This is a genomic window from Burkholderia sp. TSV86 (genome assembly GCF_001522865.1).
Taxonomy (GTDB): domain Bacteria; phylum Pseudomonadota; class Gammaproteobacteria; order Burkholderiales; family Burkholderiaceae; genus Burkholderia.
The window spans coordinates 155,696-173,649 of record NZ_LOWB01000015.1; the positions used below are offsets into that span (position 1 = coordinate 155,696).

General features: G+C 67.2%; 16 protein-coding genes. 5 read left to right on the forward strand and 11 right to left on the reverse strand.

The features are described from left to right. Positions 1-163: 163 nt before the first annotated feature. Entirely contained in the window at positions 164-775 is a 612-nt protein-coding gene (locus tag WS68_RS01430; RefSeq protein WP_059569090.1) for a glutathione S-transferase family protein, read from the forward strand. Between the two features lie 98 nt (positions 776-873). Here WS68_RS01430 and WS68_RS01435 read toward each other — a convergent pair whose 3' ends face one another. The 3 genes from WS68_RS01435 to WS68_RS01445 form a co-directional block, all read right to left on the reverse strand. After that, entirely contained in the window at positions 874-2,493 is a 1,620-nt protein-coding gene (locus WS68_RS01435; RefSeq protein ID WP_059569091.1) for an FMN-binding glutamate synthase family protein, read from the reverse strand. Positions 2,494-2,620: 127 nt separating this feature from the next. Continuing rightward, positions 2,621-3,817: a tRNA 2-thiouridine(34) synthase MnmA gene (gene mnmA, locus WS68_RS01440; RefSeq protein WP_059569092.1), complete on the reverse strand. Its 1,197-nt coding sequence runs from the start codon at positions 3,815-3,817 to the stop codon at positions 2,621-2,623. Next, the gene (locus WS68_RS01445; RefSeq protein WP_059569093.1) at positions 3,814-4,341 is read right to left on the reverse strand and encodes an NUDIX hydrolase; all 528 of its coding nucleotides are present in this window, start codon (positions 4,339-4,341) and stop codon (positions 3,814-3,816) included. The genes mnmA and WS68_RS01445 overlap by 4 nt, the downstream gene beginning before the upstream one ends. Positions 4,342-4,588: 247 nt before the next feature. Between WS68_RS01445 and WS68_RS01450 the strand changes: the two genes are divergently transcribed. The 3 genes from WS68_RS01450 to WS68_RS01460 are packed head-to-tail and all read left to right on the forward strand — an operon-like array spanning position 4,589 to position 7,519. Then, positions 4,589-5,728, forward strand: coding sequence for a Re/Si-specific NAD(P)(+) transhydrogenase subunit alpha (locus WS68_RS01450; RefSeq protein WP_059569094.1), 1,140 nt, complete (start codon positions 4,589-4,591; stop codon positions 5,726-5,728). Positions 5,729-5,741: 13 nt separating this feature from the next. Further along, complete coding sequence (locus WS68_RS01455) at positions 5,742-6,068, forward strand: NAD(P) transhydrogenase subunit alpha (protein ID WP_059569095.1); 327 nt, start codon at positions 5,742-5,744, stop codon at positions 6,066-6,068. Continuing rightward, positions 6,065-7,519, forward strand: coding sequence for an NAD(P)(+) transhydrogenase (Re/Si-specific) subunit beta (locus WS68_RS01460; protein ID WP_059569096.1), 1,455 nt, complete (start codon positions 6,065-6,067; stop codon positions 7,517-7,519). The genes WS68_RS01455 and WS68_RS01460 overlap by 4 nt, the downstream gene beginning before the upstream one ends. Before the next feature lie 93 nt (positions 7,520-7,612). Here the strand turns inward: WS68_RS01460 and WS68_RS01465 are convergent, their stop codons facing one another. From WS68_RS01465 to WS68_RS01480, 4 genes are all read right to left on the reverse strand, one after another. After that, a complete protein-coding gene (locus tag WS68_RS01465; RefSeq protein WP_059569097.1) occupies positions 7,613-8,305 on the reverse strand; it encodes a helix-turn-helix transcriptional regulator in 693 nt (230 codons plus the stop codon). A 115-nt stretch (positions 8,306-8,420) separates the two neighbouring features. Next, entirely contained in the window at positions 8,421-8,813 is a 393-nt protein-coding gene (locus WS68_RS01470; RefSeq protein WP_059569098.1) for a VOC family protein, read from the reverse strand. Between the two features lie 540 nt (positions 8,814-9,353). After that, on the reverse strand, positions 9,354-10,658 hold the full coding sequence (locus tag WS68_RS01475) for a THUMP domain-containing class I SAM-dependent RNA methyltransferase (protein WP_059569099.1): 1,305 nt from the start codon (positions 10,656-10,658) through the stop codon (positions 9,354-9,356). A 263-nt stretch (positions 10,659-10,921) separates the two neighbouring features. Further along, positions 10,922-13,048, reverse strand: a complete 2,127-nt coding sequence (locus WS68_RS01480; RefSeq protein ID WP_059569100.1) for a site-specific recombinase — start codon at positions 13,046-13,048, stop codon at positions 10,922-10,924. 311 nt (positions 13,049-13,359) lie between these two features. Between WS68_RS01480 and WS68_RS01485 the strand changes: the two genes are divergently transcribed. After that, positions 13,360-13,944: a hypothetical protein gene (locus WS68_RS01485; protein ID WP_156429303.1), complete on the forward strand. Its 585-nt coding sequence runs from the start codon at positions 13,360-13,362 to the stop codon at positions 13,942-13,944. Between the two features lie 100 nt (positions 13,945-14,044). Here the strand turns inward: WS68_RS01485 and WS68_RS01490 are convergent, their stop codons facing one another. From WS68_RS01490 to WS68_RS01505, 4 genes are read right to left on the reverse strand one after another with little or no spacing between them, the layout of a single operon-like run. Then, on the reverse strand, positions 14,045-14,836 hold the full coding sequence (locus WS68_RS01490; RefSeq protein ID WP_059569102.1) for a PqiC family protein: 792 nt from the start codon (positions 14,834-14,836) through the stop codon (positions 14,045-14,047). Beyond that, positions 14,833-16,488 (reverse strand): PqiB family protein, encoded by a 1,656-nt coding sequence (locus tag WS68_RS01495; RefSeq protein WP_059569103.1) that lies wholly within the window; start codon positions 16,486-16,488, stop codon positions 14,833-14,835. Before WS68_RS01495 ends, WS68_RS01490 begins: the two co-directional genes overlap by 4 nt. Continuing rightward, positions 16,481-17,137, reverse strand: a complete 657-nt coding sequence (locus tag WS68_RS01500) for a paraquat-inducible protein A (RefSeq protein ID WP_059569104.1) — start codon at positions 17,135-17,137, stop codon at positions 16,481-16,483. The genes WS68_RS01495 and WS68_RS01500 overlap by 8 nt, the downstream gene beginning before the upstream one ends. Further along, the gene (locus WS68_RS01505; protein ID WP_059569105.1) at positions 17,134-17,802 is read right to left on the reverse strand and encodes a paraquat-inducible protein A; all 669 of its coding nucleotides are present in this window, start codon (positions 17,800-17,802) and stop codon (positions 17,134-17,136) included. Before WS68_RS01505 ends, WS68_RS01500 begins: the two co-directional genes overlap by 4 nt. Positions 17,803-17,954 lie beyond the last annotated feature (152 nt).

The following is a 17,954-nucleotide window of genomic DNA, read 5'->3' on the forward strand; positions in this document are numbered from 1 at the left end:
GCGCCGTCGCGGCGCATGCGCGCGAGCGCAATGGGCGGCGCAAATTGTTGCAAACCATCCACAGGCCGGGCAGCCGATTGTCAATCAGACAACGCCCCCCGGTTATGATCGGCGGCAACGTATACTCTCGGGCGGTATTCTCGACAGAACCCGACAGAAGGCAATGATGAAATTAATCGGCTCGCTCAGCAGCCCATTCACCCGCAAGGCGCGAATCGTGCTCGCTGAAAAGAAGATCGACTACAAACTGGAACTCGAGAACGTTTGGGCGCCAGACACCAACATCCACGCGTCGAACCCGCTCGGCAAGGTGCCCTGCCTGGTGATGGAAGACGGCGCCGCGGTGTTCGATTCGCGCGTGATTTGCGAATACGTCGATACGCTGTCGCCGGTGGGCAAGCTGATTCCGCCTTCCGGGCGCGAGCGCATCGAGGTGCGGTGCTGGGAGGCGCTTGGCGACGGCGTGCTCGACGCGGCGGTGGCAATTCGCGTGGAGCACATGCAGCGCGAGCCGCAGCAGCGAAACGACGCGTGGGTCGCGCGCCAGCAGCGCAAGATCGACGACGGCCTCGTCGCGATGTCGCAGGGGCTCGGCGGCAAGCCGTGGTGCGTCGGCAATCACTACACGCTCGCCGACATCGCGCTCGGCTGCACGCTCGGTTATCTCGACTTCCGGATGCCGGAAATCAATTGGCGCGAGCGCCATCCGCATCTCGACAAGCATTACGCGAAGCTGTCGCAGCGCCCGTCGTTCGTCGATACGGTGCCGCAGTGACGGCGGCGCGCGGCCGATAAGCAGCGGCCGGTAAGCGGCCAACGACAACGCCTCGCGGCACTCGCCGCGAGGCGTTGTCGTTTGGGACACGGGCAGGCTCAGCCGAGTTGCGCGTAGACGATTTCGCCGGGCGTGAACGAATCGCTGCGCGCGACGGGCCACCACGTGTCGTACAGCGACAGCCCGCACGGGCTGCCGCTCAGCAGCGCGCCCGGCGGCAGATATTTGAGCAGTTGCGACATCAACCGCACCTCATGCGGCGCGATGCGCTGAACGATATGGTGCGCGCGCAGCTCGCGCGGATGGCGCAGCCCCGCCGCCTGGATCAGTTCCTGCAGCGCATGCAGTGTGTTCCGGTGGAAGTTGCGCACGCGTTCGGCCTTGTCGGGCACGACGAGCGCGCGCTGGCGCACCGGGTCTTGCGTGGCGACGCCGGTCGGGCAGCGGCCGGTATGGCAGTTCTGCGCCTGGATGCAGCCGACCGCGAACATGAAGCCGCGCGCCGAGTTCACCCAGTCCGCGCCGATCGCGAGCGTGCGCGCGATATCGAACGCGGTGATGATCTTGCCGCTTGCGCCGAGTTTCACGCGATCGCGCAGCCCGATTCCGACGAGCGTGTTATGGACGAGCAGGAGCCCTTCCTGCAGCGGCACGCCGACGTGATCGGTGAATTCGAGCGGGGCTGCGCCCGTGCCGCCTTCCGCGCCGTCGACGACGATGAAATCCGGCACGATGCCCGTTTCGAGCATTGCCTTCGCGATGCCGAAAAATTCCCACGGATGGCCGATGCACAGCTTAAAGCCGGTCGGTTTGCCGCCCGCCAGCTCGCGCAGCCGGTCGACGAATTCGAGCAGCTCGCGCGGCGTCGAGAATGCCGAATGCGCGGCGGGCGACACGCAATCCTCGCCCATCGGCACGCCGCGCGTCTCGGCGATCTCGGGCGTGATCTTCGCGGCGGGCAGCACGCCGCCGTGGCCCGGCTTGGCGCCCTGCGAGAGCTTCACCTCGATCATCTTCACTTGCGGCTCGCGCGACTGCTTCTCGAATTTGTCCGGATCGAACGTGCCGTCGGCGCGGCGGCAGCCGAAGTAGCCGGAGCCGATTTCCCAGATGATGTCGCCGCCGTTCTCGCGGTGGTACTTCGACATCGAGCCCTCGCCGGTGTCGTGCGCGAAGCCGCCCAGCTTCGCGCCGAGGTTCAGCGCGCGGATCGCGTTTGCCGACAGCGAGCCGAAGCTCATCGCCGAGATATTGAAAATCGAGATGTCGTAAGGCTGCTTGCGCGACGCGCCGACGCGAATCCGGAAATCATGCCCGTCGAGCTTCGTCGGCGCGAGCGAGTGGCTGATCCATTGATGCGCGACGGCTTTCACGTCCAGCTCGGTGCCGTAAGGCCGGTTGTCGGCGACGTTTTTCGCGCGCTGGTAGACGAGGCTGCGCTGCGCGCGCGAGAACGGCTTTTCGTCGGTATCGTCCTCGACGAAGTATTGGCGGATCTCCGGGCGGATGAACTCGAACAGGAAGCGCAGGTGGCCCCAGATCGGATAGTTGCGCAGGATCGCGTGCCGGTCCTGCTTCAGGTCATACAGGCCGAGCGCGAAGGCGGCGGCAACCGGCACCATCCATAGCCACGAAATCGCATGCCGCGCGGCAAGCAGCGCGAGCGCGGCGAGCAGAACGGCTGCGCACCACATCGCGAGATAGCGTCGAGAAAACATGGGGACTCCCAATCATCGTTTTTTGAGACGCCGCGATGCCCGGTAGGGCCGGGCGGTGCGGCAACCGGCACGGCGCGCCGTTCGACGCGGCGCCGTGCGCGTGCCGCCAGTCTAAACCGTTCGCCGCTCAGCGCGCGCCGGCGAGCGTGGCAACGCCGCTTGCCGGGTGCGCGGCGCTCAACGCGGATGTGGGCGCGGCCGGAGCGGTGAGGCCGGCTGGGCTGCCGGCCGCCGATTCGATGATGCCGCCGCCGATGCACACGTCGCCGTCGTACAGCACCGCCGACTGGCCGGGCGTGACTGCCCACTGCGGCGTGTCGAACGTGAGCGAGAAGCGTTCGCCGTTCGCGTCGCCGGCCGGGGCGCGGCCGAACGCGCAGTGCGCGTCGGCCTGCCGGTAGCGGGTTTTCGCGCCGCACCGCATGCCGTCGGCGGGTGGCTCGCCCGCGATCCAGCTGACGTTGCCCGCGACAAGTTCGCGCGACAGCAGCCACGGATGGTCATGGCCTTGGACGACGTACAGCGTGTTCGACGCAATGTCCTTCGCCGCGACGAACCACGGCTCGCCGCTGCCGTCCTTGCTGCCGCCCAGGCCGATGCCCTTGCGCTGCCCGAACGTGTAGAACGCGAGGCCGATGTGCTCGCCGACCGTCTTGCCGTCGGGCGTCTTCATCGGGCCGGGCTGCGTCGGCAGATAGCGGTTCAGGAAGTCGCGGAACGGCCGCTCGCCGATGAAGCAGATGCCGGTCGAATCTTTTTTCTTCGCATTCGGCAGGCCGATGCGCTCGGCGATCTCGCGCACCTGAGTTTTCGGAATCTCGCCGAGCGGGAAGAGCGTCTTCGACAATTGCGCTTGATTCAGCCGGTGCAGGAAGTACGACTGGTCTTTCGTGTGATCGAACGCCTTGAGCAGCTCGAAGCGGCCGTCGCGCTCGCGCACGCGCGCGTAGTGGCCGGTCGCGATCGTCTGCGCGCCAAGTGACATCGCGTGATCGAGGAACGCCTTGAACTTGATCTCGGCGTTGCAGAGCACGTCCGGATTCGGCGTGCGGCCCGCCGAGTACTCGCGCAGGAATTCGGCGAATACCCGGTCCTTGTATTCGGCCGCGAAATTGACCGCCTCGACGTCGATGCCGATCAGATCCGCAACCGATACGACGTCGATCCAGTCCTGCCGCGTCGAGCAGTATTCGCCGTCGTCGTCGTCCTCCCAGTTCTTCATGAAGAGGCCGACGACGTCATAGCCCTGTTCCTTCAAGAGCCATGCGCTCACCGACGAATCGACGCCCCCTGACATGCCCACCACCACCCGGCGCTTGCTCATTTGCCCACCGCCTGCCGAATGTCGGCCGCGCCTGTCGTGCCGCCCGTGCGATAGGGCGCGACCGAGTGCGTGTGAACGAAATCGAGCGGCACGCGGCGCCCGGCGAGGTAGTCGTCGACGCTGCGCATCACGGTGGGCGAGCGGTGGCGCTGCGCGCATGCGCGCAGCTCGTCGGCCGTCATCCACAGCGTGCGGACGATGCCGTCGTCGAGCGCGCGGCCCGCGAGCACGTCGCCCGCACGGCCGCAGAACGCAAAGCGCAGATAAGTCGCGCCGGCGCGCGCCGGGCGCTCGTAGTGCGCGAGATAGATGCCGACGAGCGCGTCGGGCTCGAACGGACGCGCGGTTTCCTCGAGCGTCTCGCGAATCACCGCGTCGACGAGTGTTTCGCCGGCTTCGAGATGGCCTGCGGGCTGATTGATTCGCAGGCCCGATGACGTGTGCTCTTCGATGACGAGAAAGCGCCCGTCGCGCTCGACGATCGCGGCGACCGTCACGTGCGGAGTCCAGATTTCGGGTTTCATGGTCACGCATTTTACCGGTTGCGCGCGTGGGCTGCCGCAACCCCATAGCGCGGTTCCGACCCCGGCGCAAGCCCCTGCGTTGCCAGTCCGCGCCGGCCGGGCCGCTGCGAAGCCGCCCCGTTGCGGAATCGCGGCCGCTTTCGGTTAAAGTGGCGCCTGAAACAGCCGTTGCCTTCGAGCCGGTATGTCCAGTCGTCCGGCTCGCCCGCAGTCCAGCAGCAAAAATCATGCAGAGGAGGGATCGACGATGCATATCGGAGTGCCTGCCGAGACGCGGGCGAACGAGGCGCGCGTGGCGGCGACGCCGGAGACGGTCAAGAAATACGTGGCGGGCGGCCATCGCGTGACGCTCGAGCGCGGCGCGGGCGTGGGCGCGAGCTTCCCGGACGACGCATATGCGGCGGCCGGCGCGGAGCTTGCCGATGCGCCCGCCGCGCTCGGCGCGGATCTCGTGCTGAAGGTCCAGGCGCCGACTGAGGCCGAAACCGCGCATCTGAAGCGCGGCGCGACGCTTGTTGGAATGCTCGAGCCGTTCAACGCCGAGCAGGCGGCGCGGCTCGCGGCGGCGGGCGTCACCGGTTTCGCGCTCGAGGCTGCGCCGCGCACCACGCGCGCGCAGAGCCTCGACGTGCTGTCGTCGCAGGCCAATATCGCTGGCTACAAGGCGGTGCTGGTCGCCGCGTCGCTGTATCCGCGCTTTCTGCCGATGCTGATGACGGCCGCCGGCACCGTGAAGGCCGCGCGCGTGCTGGTGCTCGGCGCGGGCGTCGCCGGCTTGCAGGCGATCGCGACCGCCAAGCGTCTGGGCGCGGTGATCGAGGCGTCCGACGTGCGCCCGGCGGTGAAGGAGCAGATCGAATCGCTCGGCGCGAAGTTTCTCGACGTTCCGTATGAAACGCAGGAGGAGCGCGACGCGGCCGAGGGCGTGGGCGGCTACGCGCGGCCGATGCCGGCATCGTGGCTCGGGCGCCAAGCGGCGCTCGTGCACGAGCGCGCGAAGCAGGCCGACATCGTCATCACCACCGCGCTGATTCCGGGGCGCCCCGCGCCGACGCTGATCTCCGTGGAGACCGTCCAATCGATGAAGCCCGGCTCGGTGCTCGTCGATCTCGCGGCGGGCCGCGGGCCCGAGGTGGACGGCCGCAAAGGCGGCAACTGCCCGCTGAGCGTGGCCGATCAGGTGATTGTCCACCAGGGCGTGACGATCGCCGGTTACACGAATCTGGCCGCGATGGTGCCCGCCGACGCGTCGGCGCTCTACGCGCGCAATCTGTTCGACTTCCTGAAGCTGATCGTCACGAAGGAAGGCGCGCTCAACATCGATCTTTCGGATGACATCGTCGCCGCGACGCTTTTGTGCCGCGACGGCGAAGTCACGCGCAAATAACGGGGAGGCGGCGATGGAACTCATCAATCACACGGTCATCAACGTGATCATCTTCGTGCTCGCGGTGTATGTCGGCTATCACGTGGTCTGGAACGTGACGCCCGCGCTGCACACGCCGCTGATGGCGGTGACCAACGCGATCTCGGCAATCGTGATCGTCGGCGCGATGCTTGCCGCCGCGCTCACGGTGGGCAGCGTGGGCAAGTTCTTCGGCACGCTCGCCGTCGCGCTCGCGGCCGTCAACGTGTTCGGCGGCTTTCTCGTCACGCGCCGGATGCTCGAGATGTTCAGGAAGAAGGAGCCGAAAGCCGGCGGCAACGCGAAGGAGGGCGCGCGATGAGCATGAACGTCGTCACGCTGCTGTATCTGGTCGCGTCGGTGTGCTTCATTCAGGCGCTCAAAGGTCTGTCGAATCCGAAGAGCGCTAGACGAGGCAATCTATTCGGAATGGTCGGCATGACGATCGCGATTCTCACGACCGTCGCGCTGATCGTCAAGCAGGCCGCGTGGCTCGGCGCGAATCTGCCGCTCGGGCTCGCGCTCGTGCTCGGCGCGCTCGTCGTCGGCGGCGCGATCGGCGCGGTGGTGGCCGCGCGTGTCGAGATGACGAAGATGCCGGAGCTCGTCGCCGCGATGCACTCGCTGATCGGTCTGGCCGCGGTGTGCATCGCGTATGCGGTGGTGGCCGAGCCGGCGGCGTTCGGCCTGGTGCCGCAGGATGCGGCATCGCCGGACTTCATTCCATACGGCAACCGCATCGAGCTGTTCATCGGCACGTTCGTCGGCGCGATCACGTTCTCCGGCTCGGTGATCGCGTTCGGCAAGCTGTCAGGCAAATACAAGTTCCGGCTGTTCCAGGGCGCGCCCGTGGTCTACCCCGGCCAGCATCTGATCAACCTGATGCTCGCGCTCGCGATGCTCGGCTTCGGCGTGCTGTTCTTCCTGACGCAGGCGTGGCTGCCGTTCATCGTGATGACGGCGATCGCGTTCGTGCTCGGCGTGCTGATCATCATCCCGATCGGCGGCGCGGACATGCCGGTCGTCGTGTCGATGCTGAATTCGTACTCGGGCTGGGCGGCGGCGGGCATCGGCTTCTCGCTGAACAACGCGATGCTGATCATCGCGGGCTCCCTGGTCGGCTCGTCGGGCGCGATTCTGTCGTACATCATGTGCCACGCGATGAACCGCTCGTTCTTCAACGTGATCCTGGGCGGCTTCGGCGGCGACGCGGGCGCGGCCGCGTCGGGCGGCGCGAAGGAACAGCGGCCGGTGAAATCGGGCTCGGCCGACGACGCCGCATTCATGCTCGGCAACGCGGAGACGGTGGTGATCGTGCCGGGCTACGGTCTTGCGGTGGCGCGTGCGCAGCATGCGCTCAAGGAGTTGACCGATAAGCTGGCCGACAAGGGCATCGACGTGAAATACGCGATTCACCCGGTCGCCGGGCGGATGCCGGGGCATATGAACGTGCTGCTCGCGGAAGCGGAAGTGCCTTACGAGATCGTGCACGAGATGGAGGACATCAACGGCGAGTTCGGTCAAGTCGACGTGGTGCTGGTGCTCGGCGCGAACGACGTCGTCAACCCGGCGGCGAAGAACGATCCGAAATCGCCGATCGCGGGCATGCCGATCATCGAGGCGTACAAGGCGCGCACGGTGATCGTCAACAAGCGGTCGATGGCGGCGGGCTACGCGGGGCTCGACAACGAGCTGTTCTACATGGACAAGACGATGATGGTCTTCGGCGATGCGAAGAAGGTCATCGAGGACATGGTGAAGGCTGTCGAGTGAGCGCGCGCGATGCGCGGGGCGGGGCGCTTGCCGGCTGAGCGGCCGCCTCGCGCGGCGCTGGTGCGCTGGGCCTGTTACGGGCGTGAACAGAGCCTAGCGTTGATGCACCGGCGCATTCGCGTTGCGCAGATAATCGGCGAGCCGCCGGCCCTCCTGATCGGGAAACGGCTCGCACACCGCAACCTCGCTCATCCGCGCGATATCGAACGTGCGGAAATCCCCGCGCATCTCGCACCACGCGCCGATCGTCCAGCGCCCGCCCCAATATAGCAGCCCGAGCGGCCATACGCGGCGCGCCGTCTGCGCGCCGAACCGGTCGCGGTACGCGAAGCTGACCGTGCGCCGTCTGTCGACAGCCTCGTGCAGCGCATCCACTTTCTCCGAGAATGAGCGGTCGATGTGAAACGACGGTGCGAACACCGCGAGCCGCTCGAGCGTCGCGCGCTTGTCGGCAGGCATTGCCGAGGCGATTTTCGCGAGCGCCGAGCGCGCGCCGCCCGCGAAGCGCGCGCCGCCCCAGGTCTCGATCATCCGCGCGCCGGCCGCGAGCGCGGCCAGCTCTTCGGCGGTGAACGTCAGCGGCGGCAGGCTCGCCGCGCGGTTCAGGCGATAGCCGATGCCGGCTTCGCCCTCGATCGGCACACCGGACAGTTGCAGATCGCGCACGTCGCGGTACACGGTGCGCGGCGATACCGACAGCCAGTCGGCGAGTTGCTGCGCGGTCGTCAGACGCCGGCCGCGCAGCAATTCGGCGATCTGGAACAAGCGGTCGGCGCGGCGCGTCATCGCGGGGCTTTCGAGGAGTGAGCGGGATTGGCAATGTCGCGATGATAGCGCCGGGCGCGGCGGCCGGCACGCCTGTTTGCGGCGCTAGGCCGCGCGGGCGCGGGCGCCGCCGCGCTCAACGGCATATGCGCGAATGCAGGCCGATGCGGTTGCCTTCGGTGTCGATCAGATAACCGATGTAGCCATAGTTGTTCGGCAGCTCGATCACCGATCCCTGCACGATACCGCCCGCGCGCTTTGCGCGCTCGAGCGCGGCCGTCACCGGTCCGTTCGCGTTCAGGTAGACGGCGACGCCGTGCTCGCCGGGCTTGAGCCGCTGCGGATCGTAGACGAGCGCGCCGCCCGTGGCCGCTTCGGGATGCACGAATACCGCGGTCGGCACGCCGCCGATCACGTCGCGTTGCAGCGCGGTGTCGAGCATCGCTTCGTAGAAACGGATCGCGCGTTCGAAATCGAGCGATGGAATGTCGAACCATGCGATCACATGTTCGCTGTTTGCCGTGGTCATGACAGGCTCCTGAGTACATGGGTGAAGACGACGTCCGGCCGGGAGGATGGGCCGCATCGCGACGGTTTCGCAGTGTGCGCGAGGCCTGCTGACAGCGTGTTGTCAGTAGCGTCGGAGCGTTGGGCGCGCGCGTTCAGCCACGCGGCGAAACGCGGTGGACGGGCGGCCGAACGGATTTCATGTCCGGTCAAGGCGCTCGGGGGGCCTGCGTTTGCTTGTTCGGAGGCCGCATATTCGCAACCGGCGGGCACTGCTCGAGCCGGATGCGAATGACGCGTGAGCGAAGGCGGGCGATGCTGGGCGGCAGCTTCGCACTTCATGCATGGAGCTGGCGCACGGTTCAAGTTTCAAGTCGTGATCGTGCGACGCGAACGAAAGCGGCGGTACGGCACGCAGTGCGCTGCCGATCCGTGAGATCGCAACGTGACGCGATGGGTCGATGCAATCAGGCGCGCGTCGCTCTGAACGGTCCGAAGCGCGGCGCGCCGGCAACGCCGAGCCCGTCGCGTGCGCGGCATTGCCGGCGGTCTGCCGCCGCCGTCACGCGTGATCGGCGCCGTCGCTCGCGGATGCGTTGTTGCGTTGCCGCGTGCTGCCCGCGATCAGATCGAAGCGGAACAGCCGGCATTCGAGCGCGCCGTTGAACAGCGGCGTTTTCGCCGATTCTCGCAGCCGCAATTGCCCGGGTAGCGTGCGGTCCGAACTCAGCAGGAACGCGCGCCAGCCGGCGAAGTGCTGCTTGAGCGCATCGCCGAGCGCGTGGAAGAACTCGCTGTCCGGCGCGTCGGTGTGGGTGCGGCGGAACGCGTCGTCGCTGCGTGGGCGATCCGTGCCGCGCACGTCACCGCGTGGCCCGCGGCCGCGCACGGCGATTCGCTCGCCATACGGGGGGTTCGCGACGATCACGCCGGGCGTGTCGACGGGCGGCGTCATGTGGCGCGCGTCGAGCTGCTTGAGCCACATCGGCGGCACGCCCGCGCGCTCGAGATTTGCGCGGGCTTTGTCGAGCATGTCGCCGGAGATGTCGCTGCCGAAGATCGCGAGATCGTCGCGCTTGCCGCGCGCCGCGCGCTTGGCATCCATCGCGGCGACCTTGAGCGTTTGCCACGTGGTGATGTCGTACTGCTTGAGCTTCTCGAAGCCGAAACGGCGTTCGACGCCGGGCGCCACGCCGAGCGCGATCTGCGCGGCTTCCGCGACGAATGTGCCGCTGCCGCACATCGGGTCGTACAGCGGCGTGCCGGGCGTCCAGCCGGTCAGCCGCAGGATGCCCGCGGCGAGATTCTCGCGCAGCGGCGCGGCGCCCTTGTCGAGCCGCCAGCCGCGCTTGAAGAGCGGCTCGCCGGACGTGTCGAGGTAGAGCGTGCAGTCGGCGGCCGTCAGGAACGCGAACACGCGCACGTCGGGCTGCGCGGTATCGATGCTCGGACGCGCGCCCGTTTTGTCGCGCAAACGGTCGCAGACGGCGTCCTTCACGCGCAGCGTCGCGAATTCGAGGCTCTTGAGCGGCGACTTGATTGCGGTAATGTCGACGCGCAGCGTCTGCGTCGCCGCGAACCAGCGCTCCCACGGCTGTTCGAGCGCGAGCGCGTAGACGTCCTGCTCGTTGCGGTACGGGCGCGAGGCGATTTTCAGCAGGACGCGGCTTGCGATCCGCGAATGCAGATTGGCCGCCATGCCGGCTGCCCAGCCGCCGCGAAAATGCACGCCGCCCGACACCTGCGCGCCCGCGTCGAACGGGGCGACGGCGTGGCGCGCGGCGATCTCGGCGAGTTCGCCGGCGAGCGCGGCTTCAAGCCCGCGCGGGCAGGGAGCGAAAAAATCGAATAGGGTCGGCAAAGACATAGGACGGGCGGATGCGGGCAAAAGTACGCCATTGTACGCGGGCGCGCGGGGGTGGCCGCGCCGGCGGCGGCCGGGCATGGAGCGGGGGCGCGTGCGCCGGATGGGAACAGGAAACGGCGCGTCTGCCGTGGCGCGCGGCCGGGGCTGCCCCGGCGGGTACGCCGATGGCTTCCCCGGCGGCCTCCTCAGCGCTTCCCCAGCGCTTCCCCAGCACTTCCCAGCGTTTCCCCGGCTTCCTGGTGCTCCCCGACGAGCCTTACCGCTCAATGCACGCTGCTTTCTCCAGCGGCCCCGCGCGGCGGCCAAACGAGGCTGATCGGCCGCTTGAGCACCGCGCGGCCGATCGCGGCGACGAGCGAGCGCACCTTCGTTGGCCGAAGGCTGCGCGAGCGCACGGCCATCGTGAAGGCGAGCGCGAAGCTTACTGCCACGTTGAGGATCGCCATGCTGAGCACGCCCGCGACAGCCCACCACAGCTCGCCCGAGCGCAGTGTTTCCTTGCCGAGCACGCCGAGCGCGACGCCGATCGAGCCGGCGGATAGCGTCACATGGCGCACTTCGAACGAGAATGCGAACACGCTGACGATCGCGGGCGCGAGGCCGAGCATCAGCCCGAGGCCGACGTTGCCGACCACGCCCGCGACGTTCGAGCGGCAAAAGTGCGCGAGCTTGGCCGCGCCCGCGATGCCGAGCGTGAGCCGCAGGCGCCGGTTGTACGCAAGCGCGTCGCCGACGCGGTGCAGCACGAACCAGTTGTCTGCCCAGCCGGCGATGAGGCTCGACGCCCACAGCAGCACGCCCGTCAACGCGGCGTAGATCGGCGTCGGGCCGATCAGCGAGAACGACTGCAACGTGGCGTGCGCCTTTTGCGGCGAGATCACGTTGGTATGCAGCACGGTTTGCGCGAACATCTGCACGGCGAAACATACGGGCAGCACGACGAGCACGTTGCCGCAGATCGCGGCCGCCTGCGTGCGGATCAGCGCGATCACCGACGACACGAACTGCTTCACGCCTGCGTCGTGCGACGTGCGATCCAGTTCGCGCGCGATCGTCGGCGCGGTCATCGCCGGCTGCTTGGTGGCGAGCGTGAAATGCAGAAAGTGCATCAGCAGGAAGCTTGCCGCGTAGTTGACGCCGGCGAGCAGGCCTTCGAGCATCGATTGCAGGTGCGCGCCGGTGATCCAGAACTTGATGCAGACAGTTGCGACCGTCACGAGGCCGCCGCCCGCGGCCATGCGCAGCATCTTCAGATAGTCGGCGCGGCCGCGCGTGATGTAGTGCTCGCCGGTGTCGGCGTTCGTCTCGACGAGCTTGCGCGCGAACAGTGCGAAATTGCTGCGCACGAGGTGCGACACGCTTTGGCTGTTGTGATTCGCATCGACCAGCTCGGCCGTCAGCCGCGCGAGGCCGCGCAGGTCATCGCGCGCCATCCAGGCGTTCAGGAGCGTCTCCGCGCGCTTGATGCGCATGCGCATGCGCTCGACCTGGAACACGATGTCGACCGACACGCCGTTGCGGTACAGGTGCGCGTATATGTCTTCGATCGATTGCCCGCATTCGTCGAGCAGCACGCGCAGATAGTTCACTTCGTGCAGCAGCTTGTTCGGATCGCCGCCCGCGCCTTCTTCGAGCGCCGCGTTCGCGGTCTCGACGGCGAGCATCGCGCGCGTGAGCCGGAAGAACGGCTGCGCTTCGAGCGGCGCCCGCGCGTCGTCGCTCGACAGGCGGCTGCGCACGGTCTGCGACAGGCCGGTCGAGCTGATCTGGCACGTCAGGTTATGCAGCGCGGCGAGCAGGTCGCGCGAGAACGCGCCGGGCTCGTGGCGCTCCTGGTCTGTCACGTCGAAGGCGAACAGATCGGACAGGCGCGCGAGCAGATCGTCGGGCAGCGCGTCGATCCACGCGGCGTCGCTCGTGAGCGGGAACATCAGCGTGAACAGTGCGGCCAGCTCGCGGCGGTTCGGCGCGGGCGGAATCAGCGATGAGTCGAACCGCTCGACGAGCGCGCCGAAAAAGCCCGAATGCACCGGCATGCCCGCATCGCACAACAGCGAGATGCCGTCGCTTTCGCGCAGCACACCGCGGATCACGCGCGCGACATTGGCCTTCCACGCGGGATTGCGCTCGAGCACGTGCAGCGCATAGCGCAGCCGCGCATGCGCGGTCAGCGTGCGTTCATCGGGGGCGTCGCCATCGGACGGCGTGCCCGCCGATGCGGCCGGCATCGCGCCGCTGCGCCGCAGCCAATGCGCGAACTCGATCAGCCATTCAGCGCGCTCCGCATACGGCGCGTTGGCGTCGGCGGTCGCAAGGAGCGCGTCGAGCTGATGACTCGCGTTTCGCGACGCCCGCCATTTCTTGATCAGGGTCGTCAGGGATTCGAACATAAAGAGATAGGCGCCGCTTGACGCCGAGTCCGGCCAGCAGACCGGCGGCGCGGCTTGGGGCTTTGCGTCAAAAAACCAGACATATTACCCGCTAAGCATGATCGGCAATCGGCTGGCCGGGCGAACGGCGGGCCGGGCGGCGCGTGCGATGGCGCCCCAATTGACGCGGAGGCGGCGCATGCGCATGGCTCGCGAGTTTATTCGCGCGATGTGATGCTTCACGAACCTTTCGCTCTCGCGTTCTTCAACGCGGGCGATCGCGTCAGGCGACCTGATCGCCTACTCGAACGTCAGCTAAAAAGGAGCGAAACATGCCAAATTGGGTCATTACCGGGGGCAGTACCCCGATGGATAAGATCGTCGGCTACCGGGACACGCTGCAAGCTATGCGGGCCTTCGTGCATGCCGGCGGCGCATTGCAGCACAATCACGTCAACGTGTACGGGCATGCGTTGCCTTCGCCGAACCCGCCGTGGATCACGTTGCGGTTCTCCAACCATAATTTCGAGGTGAGCGAGATCAACGGTCAGCCGATCGACTACAACTATCCGCAACAGTTGCCGGCGTTCGACTGCGCGACGTTCCCGTTCGCTTTTCCCGTCAACCCGGCCGCCGTCAATCTGAATCAGAAAACGCAGCTGCTGTTTCTGTTTGCCGAAGCGGCCCGCAGCCGGGTGATCCAGGACCGGATTGAAGGTTCGCTTGCCGGCTACGGCGGCGTGGATTTGCAAAGCCTGGAGGTGCTGGCGAGGCATTACGCCGCCACCTGCGAGGTCGTGCAGATCAACTGGGTGCATCCGAACCGGCCGCTGACTCGCGACGATTACCTGGCGTATGCGGCGACGCTTCCGCCCGGCTATCCAGTTCGATTCGCGATCGAGCAGTTGCTTGCCTGAGCGCGGGCGGCCCGGCGGCGCGCGCTGCGGCGCGAGGGCAGCGCGGAGACGGCGCGTGCCGGCCGGATTCCGCGTTGGATTCGAGCGCCCCGGCGGCCCGTTACGACGTGCCGTCGACGGGCTGCGCGTTCTGCGCCGCCGGGCTGGCCGGACAGCGGACGACAGGCGTGGCGGGCGCCGCCGCAGTGGCGCCCGCCGCTGGCCGCTTCGCCGGGGCCGCAGCCTGAATTGGCGCACGCGCGGCAGCGATCGCATGCACACCGGCCGTGATCTGATCTGCGAGCACGCCGATCGCACGGCGATGACCGTCAACGAGCGCGCCGTAACCCGGCTGCACCGGCTCGACGACGTCGGTGCGGCACGTCATGACCATTTGGCTCGGCAGCGCGCGCACGCTCCAGACGGCGGTCAGCGCCGCATGCCGGTCCGGCCACGATTCGAAGCGCTGGACATTCACGCTGATCCGGTAGACGGGGACATTGGCCGGATAAGCGGAATTCGCGACGTCGATCGTATCGAGCCGCCGCGTGAGCGCCGACGACAGCGCGCGGCGTATCTCGTCGGCAGGCTGCGACACCCAGCGCGTTTGCTCGAGCACGTCCACTTGCGACGGACTTTTCTGGACGACGAATTGATTCATCGCGACTTGTTCCGGCACGTCGATCGCGGGCACCTGGATCAGAAATGCGGGATTCGCGCTGACGGCCGGTGCTGGCGCTGGTGTCGACGCGGCGGCCGCGGCCGCCGCGTCGAGCGTATAGAAGCGCGTGGGCGGCGACGAGCAGGCCGCAAGCGCGGCCGCCGCCGCACCGGCGAGCACGAAGCGCGCGGTGCCGCGCACCGCACGCACGGCCCGCGCGAAATGGGCCGCTCGGATCGTATGTGCGGTCATTTCTTGTCTCCTGGTTTGCCTTGCAGCAACGATTCGGGATGCCGTTCGAGATAGCCGGCGAGTGCGTTCAGCGATTGCAGCGTGCGCGTCAGTTCCTTGAGCGCGCCGCGCACGTCCGATTGCAGCGGCGAATCCTGCTGCAGTGTCGCCTCGGCCGTGGTGAACGTTTGCTTGGCCGCCGACAGCGTATCGCGCGCTTCGGGCGCGACTTCGGTGTCGAGCCGTTTGAACAGCTTGTCCGCGTTCGTGAGCGCGCTGTTCAGGTTGTTGCCGATCTGGTCGAACGGCACCTTGTCGAGCTTCTTCGCGATGTCCGCGACCTGCAGTTGCAGTTCGTCGAGCGTATTGGGCACCGTCGGCAGCTCGACCGGCTCGTGCGCCAAGTCGAGCTTCACCGGCGAGGCTTTCGGGAAGAAGTCGAGCGCGACGTAGAGCTGGCTCGTCAGCAGGTTGCCGGTTCGCAGCTGCCCGCGCAGCCCATGCTGGACGAGGCGTTGCAGCAGCTCGCGCCGCGCCGTTTCGCCTTTTCTTTCCGTCGCGTCGCGAAAGCGCCTGCCGAGCCGGTCGGGGTAGAGGTTCATCGTCACCGGCATGATGAAATTCTTCGTCTTGGGATCGAAGTCGATGCCGATGTTCGTCACCTGGCCGAGCACGATACCGCGAAAATCGACCGGCGCGCCGATCGACAGCCCGCGCAGCGACTGGTTGAAACTCATCACCACCTGCACGGGCTCGCCGTCCGGATCGCGCATTGCGTCGGCCTGGTCGGCGCCGAGACGGAACGTCGTGTTCTGGGGGGCGACCGGGCCCGCCGACTGGCCGGTCGGCGCCTGGAACGCGAGGCCGCCGAGAATCACGGTCGCGAGCGACTGCGTGTTCAGCTTCAGGCCGCTCGAGTCGAGCTGCAGATCGACGCCGCTTGCCTGCCACCAGCGCGAATTCAGGCCGACGTACTGGTCATACGGCGCGTTGACGAACACATTGAACGTGACGCCCGTGCCCTCCTTGTCGAGCGAGAAGCCAACCACTTGGCCGACCTGCACGCGCCGGTAGTAGACGGGCGAGCCGATGTCGATCGAGCCGAGCGAATCGCCGCGCAGCACATACTGCGTGCCTTTCTGGTCGCCGGTGACGGCGGGCGGCGTTTCGAGCCCGGTAAACGAGCGCACGGTGTCGTCCGAGCGGCCGGCGTCGGCGCCGATATACGCGCCCGACAGCAGCGTGCCGAGCCCCGACACACCGCTCGCGCCGACTCGCGGCCGCACGACCCAGAAGCGCGAATCCTTCGCGGCGAAGCGCTCGGCTTCCTTCTTCAGCTGCACGTCGACGAGCACGTGCGACAGATCATTCGACAGCTTGATCGCCTTCACCATGCCGATCTCGACGTCTTTGTACTTCACCTGCGTCTTGCCAGGTTCGAGGCCTTCGGCGCTGCGAAAGCTGATCGTGATGTCGGGGCCGCGATCCAGCACGGATTTCACGACGAGCCCGATGCCGATCAGCGCCGCGACGAGCGGCACGAGCCAGACGAGCGACGGCAGCCAGCCGGTGCGCCGGCTGATGACGGGCTCGGGCAGCTTCGGCGGTTCGCCGCCGGATGGGGAGGGGGGAGCCGCATTCGGTTCGTGCTGCGGGCCTTGCGGACTATTCATGAGGATTCCCTGACGTTTCTTCTACGTTGTCCCAAATGAGTCGGGGGTCGAACTGCATCGACGCGATCATGGTCAGAATTACGACCGCGCCGAACGCAAGCGCGGCGGGGCCGGCGGTGATCGTCGCGAGCGAGCGGAAATGCACGAGCGCGACGGTCAGCGTGACGACGAAGATATCGAGCATCGACCAGCGGCCGATGCGCTCGACGATCCGGTACAGCTTGGTGCGCTGCATCGGCCGCCACGCGGAACGGCGCTGCGCGGTGACGACCAGGATGAGCAGCACGCCGAGCTTGAGCATCGGCACGAGGATGCTGGCGATGAAAACGATGGCGGCCAGCGGCCATTCGCCCGATATCCAGAAATAGACGACGCCGCTCATGATCGTATCGTCCTGCGAGCCGACGATCGATGTCGTGTGCATGATCGGCAGCAAGTTCGCCGGCAGATAGAGGATTGTCGCGGCGATCAGGAACGCCCAGGTGCGCGCGATGCTGTCCGGCGTGCGCAGGTGCAGCGCCGCGCCGCAGCGCTCGCAACGTGTTTTCGGGTGCGGCGCGCCGGGCGAAACGGGCACGAGCTTCTGCACGTGCGCGCATGCATGGCAGCTCGCCATGCCGGCGCGTGCGGCGGTGACGATTTCGCTCATCGGCAGCGCGCCTCCTCGGCCGGGCCGCCCGATGGGCTCTCGCCCGGTTTGCGCCCGCGTTCGTTCAACTCATCGGCGATATCCCACAGCGTATGCGGCTCGACCATGACGACGACCGCGAGTATCAGCGTGAGCGCGGCGAACGCGAACAGTGCGGCGTCCGGAATCACGCGCGCCAGGCTCACCATCTTCACGATCGTGACGAGGATGCCGAGCATGAACACCTCGATCATTCCCCACGGCCGCACGAACTGGATTGCGCGCAGCACGCGGTTGAAGCCGGGCGGGACCATGCCGGCGCGCAGCGCAAAAAGCACGTAGAGAAGCGCGGCGAGCTCGACCAGCGGAAACAGCAGCGTCGAGCAGAACACCATGACCGCGACGATTTCCATCCCCTGGCGCCACAATGTATCGAGCGCGCCGATCACGGTCGTCTGCACGCGCATGCCGTTGACGTCCATTTCGAGGATCGGAAACCCTTGCGCGATCAGGAATGTGATGAGCGCGCCGAGCGTGAGGGCGCAAAGGCGGTCGATTTGCGCCGAGCCGCTCCGGTAGAGCAGTGCATCACAGCGCGGGCAGCGTGCGGTTTGTTTGCCGCTAAGGCTTGGTTTGTGCAACAGTGCGTCGCACTCATGACAGGCAATGAGAGTGTGTCGTTCCATAGAAAGGGACGGTTGTGCGGTATTGCCGGTGCATGCCCGCAGGGCTGGAATCCGCGCCCATATTACCAAAAGGGCGATTTGCGCGGCGTCAAGTACACAACATTCGGCTGACGGAGACGGCCGGCCGCTCGAGCCGCCGGCCGTCTCGCGCC